Raw genomic sequence first — 13,082 nt, 5'->3', positions numbered from 1 at the left:
TGGCAGTATCAGCATGAATATTACAGAAGTGAATTGAAAAAGCATGGAATTATACAGTCAATGTCGCGTAAGGGCAACTGCTATGACAACAGTATTATGGAGACCTTTTTTGGTCGGATGAAAAATGAAATGTATTACGGAAGCGAAAAAGAATACACCTCGTTCAAGGTATTTGCTAAAGCAGTGAAAGAATACATTCATTATTTCAACAAGGAAAGGATTCAGAAAAAAACAAAATGGATGCCTCCCGAAATATATCGGGAAACATCCACTAATGCCATTTAACTAATTTATATGCGTCCAGTTTTTGGGGTACACATCATGAATCCATCATTTCTTCACAGCCTCTTTGATATCAGTAATGAACAATATTTTTGAGGTCATCCTTGCAGATGCGGGCTAGGATGGGACGAGCTTCGTCACTTTGTAGAAATGCAAGGGTGACTTCCGGAACCATGCGGGCCACGGTCTCCCAATCCCCGTCATGCAGGGCTCGGCGGACCGTTGAGGCACTCACTGTTTCCCCGTCTTTTACATTGCGGGGAATGATGCGGCAGCAGATACCCGCTTCAGGAAGGCGCTGGGCCATGATTTCATTATAGCGTCGCGTGACGGTACTTGTCGGTTCCTCCCCCACATAGCGAGCCTTGATGCCGAGCCGCTCGGCAATCTTTACAAAAATAGCAAGGTCCAGGTTGGCATGACTTTCTATGACCGCCAAATCATCTTTTTGAAAGTAGCTGGGGAACGTGGCACTGCTGATAATATAGGGACCGCTGTCATGATAAATGATATTCTTAAGGTCGGCAGTCCCCTCTTTGATGAGCCGCTTACGGACCGCATAGGGAAAATAGCTGGCATCTTCACTGACCATGAAAAGATGGAGCCAATCATTTTCCTTACAGGCCTGCTCCACCAAATAACGGTGTCCCAAGGTAAAGGGATTGGCATTCATTACAATAGCAGCAATGCGCCCTTGGGGCGTCTTTTTTTCCGCCAGGTGATCCAAATAGCAGGTAAAGCCATTCGGGTCCTTTTCCATAAAAACAACCTGATCTGGCACCCGGGCAACTTCATGGAAACCCAGATCTCCAAAAAAGAGGGCTGATGAACATTTTGTATAAAGGAAGAGGTGGATGATTCCTCGGTCATATTCATACTGGATGAGATGGGACACAATCTCATTCATGAGGCTTTCACCCTGATGGTCATGGCTAACAGCCAGGCAGCGCAGGGTATTGCCAAAGCAGCTGCCCGTGGCGATAGCATGGTACTCTTCATCGTACATGACGCAAGTGTAATCCACATGGGAATCAAGGCGAATTCCTTCCTGCTGCAGCAAAGCCTTAACATCTGCCAAGGTACGGGTATCGCCGGGATAGACGGGGCTGATTTGATAATCGGACATAACTTCTCCTTATTTCATGACCACAAGTTCATAGTCGCGGGTACCAAGACCGATCTTTTCTGCATGCTCCAGCGTCGTTTTCCAATCGACACGGGGATTGCTGTCAAGAAAATGATCTTGATGGTTCTCCCATCCCTTCTCGGCCAGATGATCAGAAAGTTGACTGTTCATCAAGGGAGAAGCGGCAAGGCAGGCGTCCGCACAGGCCTGATCCAAGGCGACAGGATCAAAGGACGCAAACATGCCGAGGTTAGGCAGGATAGGCGCGTCATTTTCCCCATGGCAGTCACAATTGGGCGACACGTCGACAATGAGGTTCACATGGAAAGCAGGCCGACCATGAACGACGGCCAAGGCATATTCCGCCATCTTACGGTCAAGCAGCTCGTTGGCATCCCACTCCACGGTTTCAATGGCATCAAAGGAACACGCCCCGATACAGCGGCCGCAGCCAGTGCATCGCGTCTTATCGATGTGGGCCTTGCCCTTTTCGTAAGTGATGGCATCCGAACCGCATTCCTTGGCGCAGCGTTTGCAGTCACGGCAGAGCGACTCATCGACAACAGGTTTTCCAGAAGAGTGCTGCTCCATCTTGCCGGCCCGGCTTCCGCAGCCCATGCCGATATTCTTGATGGCACCGCCAAAACCCGTTGATTCGTGGCCCTTGAAATGCGCCAAACTGATGAAGACGTCAGCATCCATGATAGCGCGGCCGATCTTTGCCTTCTTGATATACTCCCCTCCTGGAACCGGGACCTCCACTTCATCGGTGCCTCGCAGCCCATCACCAATGAGGACCTGACAGCCCGTTGTAATCGGGTTGTAGCCATTTAGGGCTGCACATTCAAGATGTTCCAGCGCATTTTTACGGCTGCCGGGATACAGGGTATTGCAGTCTGTCAAAAAGGGCAGGCCGCCGGCTTCCTTTACAAGGTCTGCCAGCGCATGGACGTCCTGGGGTCTCAGGGATGCCAGATTGCCCAGTTCCCCAAAATGCATCTTAATGGCCGTATACTTTCCTTCAAAATCAATTTCCTTTTCCATACCCGCACGACGACACAGGCGCTTGAGCTTTTCCGGCAGGCTAAGTCCCACAGGAACACGAAAATCCGTCATATAAACCTTAGCTTTTGTCATGTTGTTCTCCCCTTTTCTTGACAGTGCTAAAGAAAAAGGCGCTCCACAAAAGGCGCGCCATGTCCGCTCTAATTATTTTACCATAGGTCCGTTCCTCTTTAGAAGAGGCGGATTTCCGATTCATGGATATCCGGATGACCGATGATGCGCCCGTCAACAAAACGGCCGTGACAGTCGCTGCCGCCGCTGATGAGCTTATGGTGCTGCTGACAGTAGGCAAGGAGGGTCTTTGTATCTTCCTTGCTGTGGGCAGGATGACAGCATTCAAAGCCATCAAGAGGCTTTTCCCCTACTGCCTCCAAAGTCCTAGCAAGCCCCGGGCCATGAAAGTGGCTTGCCGCATGGGCCAAAAGGGCCACCCCGCCAGCTTTGTGAAGGGTCGCCACGGTCTCTTCGATAGAGGGAAAAACAGGAAAATCAAGGCCCCGCTTCTTAATGAAGATGCGGCTGAAAAAGTCCTTTACATCCCGGCATAGCCCCTTATCGATGAGATAAAAGAGGGCCTTGAAACCGCCGCGGCGCGGATCATAGACATAGGCCCGATACTCCTTGATGGAAACGGGCCAGCCTTCTTCAGATAGGATTCCAATGGCCCTTTCATCCGTTTCTTCCAAAAGACGGCAGTTATGGGCAAGATGTGCTAGAAGAATAGGGTTCGAGCAATCAAACCCATAGCCTAGGATATGAAAGCAGCGCCCTTCATAAGTACTGCACATCTCAACGCCGGCAATCACCTCGATGCCCTCTTTGGGGGCAAGTTTCATGACAGGAGCCACGCTTCCAAGAGAATCATGATCGGTCACAGCCATGATTCCGAGTCCTGCCTTTTTGGCGGCAAGAACCGCTTCCCGGGGCGTCCAGCTACCATCCGACGCAATGGTATGAAGATGTAGGTCAACTTTTCGATTCATACGGTAGGTTCCTTAGTGATGATATTTTTCGTTTCGCATAATCTTGAAGGCACGATAAACCTGCTCCAAAAGAAGGATACGAATCATTTGATGGGTAAAAGTAAGCGGTGAAAAGGACCAACGAAAATCGGCCCTTTTCCGCAGTTCATCGGTATACCCAAAAGGACCGCCAATGACAAAAGTCAGGTGGCTGACACCTTGGACCATAAGAGCTTCCAATTTCTGCGAAAACTGAGGGGAAGAAAGTTCCTTTCCCCTAAGATCAAGGAGAATGACGAAAGAATGCTCCGGGATGATCCGTAAAAGACGGTCTGTTTCCTTTTGAAGGATCTGCCTTTCTTCTTGGGAAGATACCCGATCCGGCATCTTTTCCTCCATGATGACTTTGGTCTCAAGCTGACAATAGGCGCCGAGACGTTTTACAAACTCCGCTTCGGCACGTTTTAGATAGTCTTCCTTGAGGCGCCCTACACAGGCAAGGGTGATGCGAATCACGAGTTGGTCCTCGGGATTTCCGTCAGCGTCACGGATTTATCCACTTCATCATCGCCGCGAAGGATCGTGACAGGCACCGTGTCACCGACCTTGCAGGCATTCAGGGCATCCCGAAGGGCGGCCACGGTCTTCACAGCCTTTCCATTAAACTTAAGAATAATGTCATTAGGTCTGATCCCGCCTTGATAAGCAGGTCCGCCGGCCACCAGTTTCGCAACAAAGAGACCGCCCCGAAGATCGAGTCCAAACCCCAGTCGCTGAGCTGTTTCTTCATCGATGAGGCTGGCACCGAGAAAGGGACGGGCAACCCGCCCATTTTTTGCCAGCGCTTCCAGGATTGGCTTTGCTTCGTTGATGGGAATGGCAAAACCAATGCCTTCAACACCGCTTACGGCGACTTTGGCACTGTTGATTCCAATGACCTGCCCATCGGCGTTGACAAGGGCTCCGCCTGAATTGCCCGGATTAATGGCAGCATCGGTCTGGATCAATTTAAAATTTCGTTCCCCCACATCGACAGAACGGTTGAGAGCACTGATGACGCCCGTTGTAACCGAACCGCGGAATTCAAGACCCAGGGGATTGCCAATGGCAATGGCAGGCTCACCGACCATCAGACTGTCGGAATCGCCAAATTCAGCAACAGGCAGATCTTCCTTGGCATCAATCTTTACAACAGCAAGATCCGTCGTTGGATCCGTCCCCAACACGCGGCCCGGATAAGTCCTTCCGTCCGGCAGACTGACGACAAGTTCCTTGGCGCCTTCGACGACATGGTTATTGGTCGCGATAAGCCCATCCTTACTGTAGATGACACCTGACCCGACGCCCTTTTCAACAAGCTGGGTCCTGTTGAAATAATCCCGTACCAAGGCCTTGTTTGTGATTCCAACAACCGTAGGACCAACCTTCTTGGCGGCCTTCACAATCGGCGTATTGCGCGCCGAGCTCATATTCTTTTCGACTTCCTGCATTTTCTGTTCTTGCGTGACAGCGGGCTTGGACGTCGAGTTCTCCTTTTCCGGAGCTTTTCCCGCAAAGCCGCAGCCGGCAGCAAAGATGCTCATGCTGACACTCATGGCAGCAAGGGCAAGCAAGGTCTTTTTCATCAGGGTTTTCTCAGTAATATGCTTTTTCATAGATGGCTTCCCCCTCTATTGTTATTGCAGAGCAGCTGCCTTGGAAGGAGCTGCTGCAGATTCTTGCTTCATTGCAAATAGAAGGCCTGCGATGGCCTCATCACGGCTTTCCTTAGCAATTTTTGTCCGACGCGCTTTCACTAGGTCCTTCGTTTCCTTGAGGGCGCCGAGTTCCTTTGTACTGTAATGTTCAAAATCAAGCAGAGCATAGGTTTTCTTCCCATTCCTATCTTCTTCCAGATAGCCAAGCGGAACGAGGCTCAAAGCCTTTTCCGCATCCTTTCGATGAAGAACGATGAACTCCACGGGTATAGCAACGCGCCGATTCTTTCCAAGCTCAACAATCTTATAATCCGACAGGTCGACCGCTCGGAAAAAGAGGGTCGGATTCCCAATGGTAACCTTTCCCTCATCTTTTGCTACGCGAAGGGTACGGACCTTCAAGTCAAGATTCTCCTTTTTCAGCATACTGCTAAAAAGAGCGTTGAGAACATCCATTTTCTCCGTAAGGGGAGGCATCTTGCCATCTTTATAGAGACGATTGTCTTCGACGAGCTTACTGCCTTCTGTTACGCTGACGCCATAGCGCAGTGTATTTTCGTGGATTTCCTTGGCATGAGCCTTAAGGGCGGCCTCTGCCTCTTGTTTTGTTTGGTATACCTCCGGCGCGGCTTGGACTGGGGATACCCCCACTAAGAGCAGGGCCGAAAGTAAGCCGCTGAGAAACAAGTACTTCTTTTTCATGGATTCACCTTATTTCAAGGAAAAATTGCTGACCGCCTCTTTTTGACTGGCTACATATAGGGTCACATCCCGCGTCCTGGGATTGTCTTCCAAGACGCTTTTCACCGTATCATAGGCAAGGCGCGGTGAGTTATTCATTTCGCTCAGATGAGCCAAAAAGACAACCTCAGGCGGCACATCCACCTTCTCCAGGAGATCTGCCGCGGCACGATTTGATAAATGGCCTTCCTGCCCGAGGATTCGGGCCTTTAACGGTGCTGGATAAGGACCACCCCGCACCATATCCTCATCATGGTTTGCCTCAAGGATCAAGGCTTCTGCTCCATCAACGGCCTGTTCACAGGTCTTTGTCACAAAGCCGCAGTCTGTAAGATAAGTGCATTTGCGTTCATTATAGAAAATCTCATAACCGACAGGGTCAATGGCATCATGGGGAATTGAAAAAGGTTGGATCCGGAGGCCGCCTACCACGCAGCTTCTAGGAAGGACACGCATCTGGTCACGGTTCATGGTACGCCGAAAAGGAAGGCGGGTCCAGGTTTTTTCGCTAGCAAAGATGGGAACCTCTCCATAGGTCCGTGCAAAAACCTCAAGACCTGCAATATGGTCCTTATGCTCATGAGTGAGAAAAATCCCGCCGAGGTCACGCGGCGAAAGGTTCCTCTCTTTGAGTCCTTGGACAATCCGCCGGCAGGAAATCCCGGCATCGATGAGGATTGCCGTCGGGCCAACTTGGATAAGGGCGGCATTCCCCCTACTTCCACTGGCAAGAACAGAAATTTTGAACGATGTTTTCATAGAAAATACCTGGTTTTCTCTCAATTGACCCAGGATCATGTCCTAGGCCTTATGTATCACCATTGGAAGCAGCCTTGATAAAAATGGGTCTTACCCCAACAGTATACGCCTAATTATAACAAATTCGTGGCGGAGATGTAAAAAAACACCGAACTTTAACAGTCCGGTGTTTTCTCATCACCCTTATTTCTTCTGACAATCCGGGCAGATTCCGTAGAAATAGAACTGATGACCATTGACTTTGAAGCCCGTCTCATTTTCAACAAGGCTTTCCACAGCTCTTGCATCCAGATGGGAAACGTCGTTGACGCGTCCACATTTCGTGCATTTGATGTGAGGATGTTCACTCGTCTTGGCATCGTAGCGGAAGCTGTCCTCCCCTGTGTTGAGCACTTGGATAACACCAAGCTTGCTGAAGATTTCTACAGATTTATAAACTGTAGCAAAACTCATCGTCGGATATTGTTCCTTGACCTTCTGGTAAATCATTTCTGCGGTCGGATGCTCCGTCGTATGGGAAAGCATGTCATACACAGCCAGTCGCTGCGGCGTGACCTTGCACCCATTATCCCGAAGGATCTTGGCAAGTTCGGAGGCAGTATACATAATCAATCATCTCCCGTAAAAAATATCGTCTGCGCCCTTTCCTCCAAAAGATGCGCTCATCACTAAACCCATTTTAATAGTTAATAATGATTATCTGACTATATTTTAATCATTACCTTTAAATTAGTCAAGGTTATTTTTTTAAAGTACTAGGCGCCATGCCACATTAAAGCTTTGATTTATTTTTAATAAGTATTATTAGAATTAATAATCGCGATTATTAGGCTCGTGAGTCAAGTCGTTTAGCTTCTTTCCATACAAACAGGATGATGACCAAGGTGGAAATGAAATCAGCAGCAAGTCCGGCATAAAGGATTCCATACAGCCCATAGTAAAGAGGCATAATCAGCGTTAAAGGAACGAGCAGGAAAAATTGACGCAGCATGGAAAGGATGGACGCTTTAAGCGGCTGACCGGTCGCCTGGAAATAGCTTGTTGAAATAATCTGGAATCCTGCCGTAAAGACGCCACCCAAGAAAATCCGCATGGCATCCTGGGCAAAGTGGAGGAAAAGCGGCGCATCCGAGCTCCCAAAGAACTGAAGCAGCACATGAGGAATGGTTTCGCACGCAATCCAGCCTACAGTCGTTACCAAAAGGGCATATCGGACGGCCAGAAAATATGCCTTGCGCACGCGGTCGTAGTGTTTCGCACCTGTATTGAACCCGATAATGGGCCCAGCCCCAATCCCAATGCCGACAGAAATGGAGATAAAGATCATATTGACCTTCATGACAATCCCCATGGCTCCAATGGCTGCATCCCCACCGACAGCCGCCTGATTGCCATAGTAAAGGAGGGAATTGTTGAGGATAATCTGCATGATGGTGGCACTCACCTGGACCAGGCAGCTGGAAGCGCCAATGGCGACAGCACGGCGCAGTTTTAAAAAATCCGGATGACAGAGCTTTGCTTTTTTTAAGCGCAGCGTGCCATGGTGCCAAAAATATTGGAAAAGCAGCAGCGCTGAAACAATCTGTCCGGTCACGGTGGCAATCCCGGCACCAAGGACGCCCCATCCAAGCAGGAAAATCATGACCGGATCAAGGATGCAGTTCAAAAAGACCCCTGAAAGCAGGGCCTTCATGGAAAATAAAGGTGCACCATCTGTACGGGCCATATTGGACCATCCAATCATGAGCATCGTCACAGGAAGGCCCAAGATATAGACCCCACCCAGATCACGGCTATAAGCAAGCGTAGCATCAGTAGCACCAAAAACGCGCAGCAGCGGGTCCAGATAAAAAAGTCCCAAAACCATAAGAACGATTCCCACAAAAAGACCAGCTGTCGTTTGGGTATTGAGAACCGTTTCCGCGTCCTCACGACGGCCCTCACCCAAGAGAATCGCCGCGTAAGCGGAAGACCCAATCCCGATAAGACCGCTGACTGCAATGCTGATGGTCACAATGGGGAAAGTAACGGTCGCTGCCGTAATGCCTTGATAACCAACGGCATTGCCAATGAAGATCTGATCGACCACATTATATAAAGCATTGGCCACCATGGATATGATGGCAGGCCAAGCAAACGATTTAAGAAGTTTTCCAATGGGAGCATAGCCCAAAATATTCTGCTGTGAAGTTTCTGCCATATGAGTTTCTCCTTTCCCTTTGAAATGACCGCAAGGCAGATTCCTTTCAGGGAATCTGCCTTGCCAGCAACAAAGCGCAATCCTTAGTCTTTAATTTCAACGACAGTGCCCACCTTGACGACGGAACGCAATTCCTGAAGGTCTTCGTTGTGAAGACGGATACATCCTTCAGATGCATCCGTCCCAATACTTTGAGGATCATGGGTTCCATGGATCCCAATGCCATCCCAAGCGCCTCCGCTAAGGGCCTCTGTATCGAGGCTGATGAACCAAGGGCCATAAGCCCCGGCAATTTCACCCCGTCCATCGCCAAAGTCATGGGGCCAGGAAGAAGCATCATCAATTTCATCAACCGTAAAAGTCCCAACGGGGGTCATATTGTCACCGCGCCGCTGTTTCTGTCCGAGGCCGCCCTTACCAATGGCACAGCCATAGGAACGGACCACGGTATCCCCCAACAGAAGGGACAGTCGATGGGCCTTCTTTTCGACTATAATATGGTAGCTTTTTGACGCGTCAAGGCTAATAGACTCCTTGCGGTCGGCTTCCTTTGCCTTTTCCGGGGAAATAGCCGGTTCCGGTGCCTTTTGAGGCATTTGTTTTTGTGTCTCCGTCAGGGCTGCGGTTTCCTTTCCTTTTTTAGCTGCCGCATCAGGCAAATGATAGCCCGCAGCAAAGGCCACAGCAAGAATGACAGCAACCATGGCAAGTGCCCCTGCAAGTCCCTTATGGCGAAAGAACCGGTTCTGCTTATTCATATTTAAGACTTCCTTTCTTAGGAACCCATGAATCCCAGCATCTTCAAGACGGTCAGGATCACATAGGTTATACCCCCGGCAATCAGAGGTCCTACGGCAACTCCCTTGAAGAAAATAACGCCAAGGACAGTTCCAATCATAAGGGTCAGGGTAATCTGGGGATCGGTCGTCATCATGGCGATTCCCCACCGACCCAGTAGGGCGACAAGCAGACCAATAAAAAGCGCCAAGATAGCAACGCCGCCTGAAAGACTGGCTTTCATTTCCGCCGGACCGATCCGGCCGTCAATAATAGGAACCAAGATGGCAACAGTAAGGATAATCACTCCCCAGTTGATCCCGTGACCAGCGACATACTCAAGAGCGCTGTGGGGCAGCAGGAAACGCAGGGCCAATAGGATCAGGCAGGAATAGACCATGCTCATATTATGACCAATGAAGCTTACAGCCAAAAGTGCAAGGATGAGACCAATTCCGAGCATAACGACTCCTTTCCTAAAACGGTGCAGCAGGATCCTCCGGCAGCCAGCCAAAATGGCGGCAGGCATAGAGGATGCCCCCTTTGTCAACGTCTTTGGTGATATAATCAGCTCGCTTTTTGAGGATTGGGCGAGCATTCCCCATAGCTATGGAAAAAAAAGGCTTACGGAACATGGCAAGATCATTGAGGCCATCACCAAAAACCACGGCATCATGCGGATTGGCATGCAGCAGGGCCATCATTTTCTCAATCCCCTTCCCCTTATCAACAGGTTCCACAAGATAGGTATCGTCGATAAAAGGTAAATGAGGCAAGCCATGGGTTGGCGCAGGGGACTTTCCTGCCTTTTCCCGCGCATAAGTCACTTTATAGACGTTCTGCAGGGACTCGATATCTACCGGCCCAACAAGAGTATTCATATAGTTGTGCGGATCATCCCGCGGATAATCCGCATAGGGCGTATAACGGTCATAGGTGTTGTCAATCACCACCGCCCAAGGCTGACGGCGCTGCTCCAAATCGCGAAGAAGGGCCTTTACCGGCTCAAGGGGAAGGCCTTCCATCTGGAGGAGCCTGCCGTCTACAGTAAGGCTGTTCCCGCCATCGGCAACGAGACTGCCAATACCATGAGCAGAAGCAAACTGCGCCGCATCATACTGGAGCCGTCCCGTAGCAAGGGCCACAAAATGACCGCATCGCTGAAGTTCATCAAGGCAGTACTGTGTATCAGGAGGAACCACTTTAGTAATGCCTACCCCCAAGGTCTGATCGATATCAAAGAAGAAGTATTTTTTATGCATCGGTCGAAAAGGCTCCTTCCCGCTTCAATAAAAGCGAATCCCTGTTATTATAACATAAAATAAGGGCCTCTAAAAATGACAGATTTCAAGAAATCGTGTCCTCAAAATAGGCATTACGTACCGCAGCAAGGGCATTTCCTTAGTCTGAGCTGTTTCAAAAGAAGCAATGTTATCAAAACGTCCCTTTTTCCCACACTTTTTTCACATTTCCTATTTCACTTTTCTTCAATGAATAGTAAAATAATGGAATCATGTTATTCCAAACAAAAAAGGAGGTTTCCCCATGGTCTTTCCTTTCCATAGGGCATCCCAAAAAACGGACAGCCCACGTTCCCACGGCAGGATCACAACCGTCATTGCTCTTTTCTTAATGGCACTCCTTGCAGGGGGCCTCTTTTTCCAAAATACAGCCCTAAAAGCAAAAGAACGGGAAAAAGCCCGCCAGGAAGAAATGGTCAAACGCCAGCAGGCGGATAAGGCCCGCGCCCTGAAAAAAGCGAAAAAAGAGACCGGCGTGCGTCAGCCCATGAGTCCGGGCCTTCCTCAGTCGGGGCAAAAATCCCTTCCCAAGGGATCCACGCCGTCTACCCCGCCTCAGTCTCCCGTGCAGCAGCCCCTTCACGCAGCTCCGCCTACGCCGATCAAACCGATAAAACCACGCTGATTCCACTCTTTATAAAGAAAGCAGGTGTCTAGCATGAACGACAGCAATAATCCTATGGACTCTTTTGCCACCCGCATTGGTTTCATCCTTGTATCCGCTGGATGCGCCATTGGCATCGGGAATGTCTGGAAATTTCCCTATCTCTGCGGCCAGTTTGGCGGTGCCGCATTTATCCTCATCTATCTTTTTTTCCTGCTGATCATGGGCATTCCGGTGATGATCTGTGAATTCGGTATTGGCCGCGGCAGCCGGCGCAGTGCGGCCCGCAGCTTTGATATCCTGGAACCAAAGGGAACCCGCTGGCATCATTTCAAATGGATCAGCATTATAGGATGCTATATGCTCATGATGTACTACACGACCGTCACGGGTTGGATGCTCTATTACTGTTATCTCCATTTCATCGGAACTTTTGTAGGCGCCGCGCCGAAGACCGTCGTCGCAACCTTTGGAGCCATGCTCCAAAGCCCCAGGACCATGGGGTTTTGGATGATTCTTGCCTGCCTATTTGGTTTTGTGGTCTGCTTCTTCGGAATCCAAAATGGAGTGGAGCGCATTACCAAATTTATGATGGTCCTTCTCCTAGGCCTCATGGTCATCCTTGCCGTCCATTCCCTCTTCCTTGAGGGAGCCGAAGCGGGGATCCGTTTTTATCTGGTACCGAACATTGATGCCCTTGCAAAAATTGGCTGGGGCAATGTCATCTTCGCCGCAATGAGCCAGGCATTTTTCACCCTCTCCATCGGAATCGGAGCCATGCTGATCTTTGGGGCCTATCTTCCCCATGGCCGCAGTCTCCTCGGAGAAGCGGTCACCATTACGGCACTTGATACCTTTGTTGCCCTCATGGCAGGATTCATCATCATCCCGGCCTGCTTTGCCTATGGCATCAAGCCTGATGCAGGACCAAGCCTGATCTTTCTCACCATTCCAAACCTCTTTGTAAAGATGCCCGGCGGACAGATTTGGGGCATGCTCTTTTTCATCTTCCTCTCCTTTGCTGCACTGTCAACCGTCATTGCCGTCTTCGAAAACATCATTGCCTTTGGCATGAACCTCAAGGGATGGACCCGTCGCAAGAGCGTCCTCATCAACATTGTCCTCATTATTTCCCTATCGCTTCCCTGCGTTCTGGGTTTCAACCTCTGGTCGGACTTCCAGCCTCTGGGACCGGGATCCGGCGTCCTTGACTTAGAAGACTTCATCGTATCAAATAACCTGCTTCCACTAGGAAGCCTTGTTTTTGTCCTCTTCTGCACAAAGAAAAATGGCTGGGGCTGGGAACGATTCCTGGCAGAAGCCAATGAAGGAACGGGCATGAATGTCCCTTCCGGCATCAAGAATTACCTCATGTACGGCCTGCCGTTCTTTATCCTGGTCATCTACCTCAAGGGGTATTACGATATGTTCATGCCCCAAGGGCTCGCCGTCTTTGTAAAATGGCTCTTCATGGCAGCCTGCTTCCTCGGTTTCATCATCTATGGAAGTACGGGCCGCAAAACAGAGTAACGACATCAAAAAAGGATCTCTCTCCATTTTGGGAAAGG

At 49.8% G+C, this 13,082-nt stretch carries 15 protein-coding genes; 3 read left to right on the top strand and 12 right to left on the bottom strand.

The features are described 5' to 3' along the window. On the top strand, positions 1 to 285 hold a 285-nt coding region (locus H503_RS11955; protein ID WP_026385636.1), incomplete at its 5' end, for an IS3 family transposase. A gap of 70 nt (positions 286 to 355) precedes the next feature. On the opposite strand, the gene citC is transcribed toward H503_RS11955, so the two are convergent. The 12 genes from citC to H503_RS0107960 form a co-directional block, all read right to left on the bottom strand. Continuing rightward, positions 356 to 1,408: a [citrate (pro-3S)-lyase] ligase gene (gene citC / locus H503_RS0108015; protein WP_014128107.1), complete on the bottom strand. Its 1,053-nt coding sequence runs from the start codon at positions 1,406 to 1,408 to the stop codon at positions 356 to 358. Positions 1,409 to 1,417: 9 nt separating this feature from the next. Next, complete coding sequence (locus tag H503_RS0108010) at positions 1,418 to 2,545, bottom strand: DUF362 domain-containing protein (RefSeq protein WP_026385664.1); 1,128 nt, start codon at positions 2,543 to 2,545, stop codon at positions 1,418 to 1,420. Positions 2,546 to 2,643: 98 nt separating this feature from the next. Next, positions 2,644 to 3,456 carry a PHP domain-containing protein gene (locus H503_RS0108005; protein ID WP_026385663.1) on the bottom strand — a complete coding sequence of 271 codons (813 nt, stop codon included), beginning with the start codon at positions 3,454 to 3,456 and terminating at the stop codon, positions 2,644 to 2,646. A gap of 12 nt (positions 3,457 to 3,468) precedes the next feature. Continuing rightward, entirely contained in the window at positions 3,469 to 3,951 is a 483-nt protein-coding gene (gene rlmH / locus H503_RS0108000; protein WP_009016268.1) for a 23S rRNA (pseudouridine(1915)-N(3))-methyltransferase RlmH, read from the bottom strand. Then, complete coding sequence (locus H503_RS0107995) at positions 3,948 to 5,090, bottom strand: S1C family serine protease (RefSeq protein WP_009016269.1); 1,143 nt, start codon at positions 5,088 to 5,090, stop codon at positions 3,948 to 3,950. The genes rlmH and H503_RS0107995 overlap by 4 nt, the downstream gene beginning before the upstream one ends. Positions 5,091 to 5,111: 21 nt before the next feature. Beyond that, on the bottom strand, positions 5,112 to 5,834 hold the full coding sequence (locus H503_RS0107990; protein ID WP_009016270.1) for a hypothetical protein: 723 nt from the start codon (positions 5,832 to 5,834) through the stop codon (positions 5,112 to 5,114). Between the two features lie 9 nt (positions 5,835 to 5,843). Then, the gene (locus H503_RS0107985) at positions 5,844 to 6,632 is read right to left on the bottom strand and encodes an MBL fold metallo-hydrolase (protein WP_009016271.1); all 789 of its coding nucleotides are present in this window, start codon (positions 6,630 to 6,632) and stop codon (positions 5,844 to 5,846) included. A gap of 183 nt (positions 6,633 to 6,815) precedes the next feature. Further along, positions 6,816 to 7,238, bottom strand: coding sequence for a transcriptional regulator PerR (gene perR, locus H503_RS0107980; protein ID WP_009016272.1), 423 nt, complete (start codon positions 7,236 to 7,238; stop codon positions 6,816 to 6,818). A gap of 220 nt (positions 7,239 to 7,458) precedes the next feature. Beyond that, on the bottom strand, positions 7,459 to 8,832 hold the full coding sequence (locus H503_RS0107975; protein WP_014128104.1) for an MATE family efflux transporter: 1,374 nt from the start codon (positions 8,830 to 8,832) through the stop codon (positions 7,459 to 7,461). An 83-nt stretch (positions 8,833 to 8,915) separates the two neighbouring features. Continuing rightward, positions 8,916 to 9,590: a L,D-transpeptidase gene (locus H503_RS0107970; protein ID WP_009016274.1), complete on the bottom strand. Its 675-nt coding sequence runs from the start codon at positions 9,588 to 9,590 to the stop codon at positions 8,916 to 8,918. Between the two features lie 17 nt (positions 9,591 to 9,607). Beyond that, on the bottom strand, positions 9,608 to 10,072 hold the full coding sequence (locus H503_RS0107965; RefSeq protein ID WP_009016275.1) for a DUF441 domain-containing protein: 465 nt from the start codon (positions 10,070 to 10,072) through the stop codon (positions 9,608 to 9,610). 13 nt (positions 10,073 to 10,085) lie between these two features. Then, entirely contained in the window at positions 10,086 to 10,871 is a 786-nt protein-coding gene (locus H503_RS0107960; RefSeq protein ID WP_009016276.1) for an HAD hydrolase family protein, read from the bottom strand. Positions 10,872 to 11,154: 283 nt separating this feature from the next. Here H503_RS0107960 and H503_RS0107955 point away from each other — a divergent pair, with 283 nt between their 5' ends. Continuing rightward, complete coding sequence (locus H503_RS0107955; RefSeq protein WP_009016277.1) at positions 11,155 to 11,535, top strand: hypothetical protein; 381 nt, start codon at positions 11,155 to 11,157, stop codon at positions 11,533 to 11,535. A 33-nt stretch (positions 11,536 to 11,568) separates the two neighbouring features. After that, a complete protein-coding gene (locus H503_RS0107950) occupies positions 11,569 to 13,044 on the top strand; it encodes a sodium-dependent transporter (protein ID WP_016459932.1) in 1,476 nt (491 codons plus the stop codon). Positions 13,045 to 13,082: the final 38 nt, after the last annotated feature.

Source organism: Acidaminococcus intestini DSM 21505 (assembly GCF_000425045.1).
GTDB classification, from domain to species: domain Bacteria; phylum Bacillota; class Negativicutes; order Acidaminococcales; family Acidaminococcaceae; genus Acidaminococcus; species Acidaminococcus intestini.
Note: the sequence above shows the minus strand (reverse complement) of the source record. Positions and strands in the feature narration are given on the sequence as shown.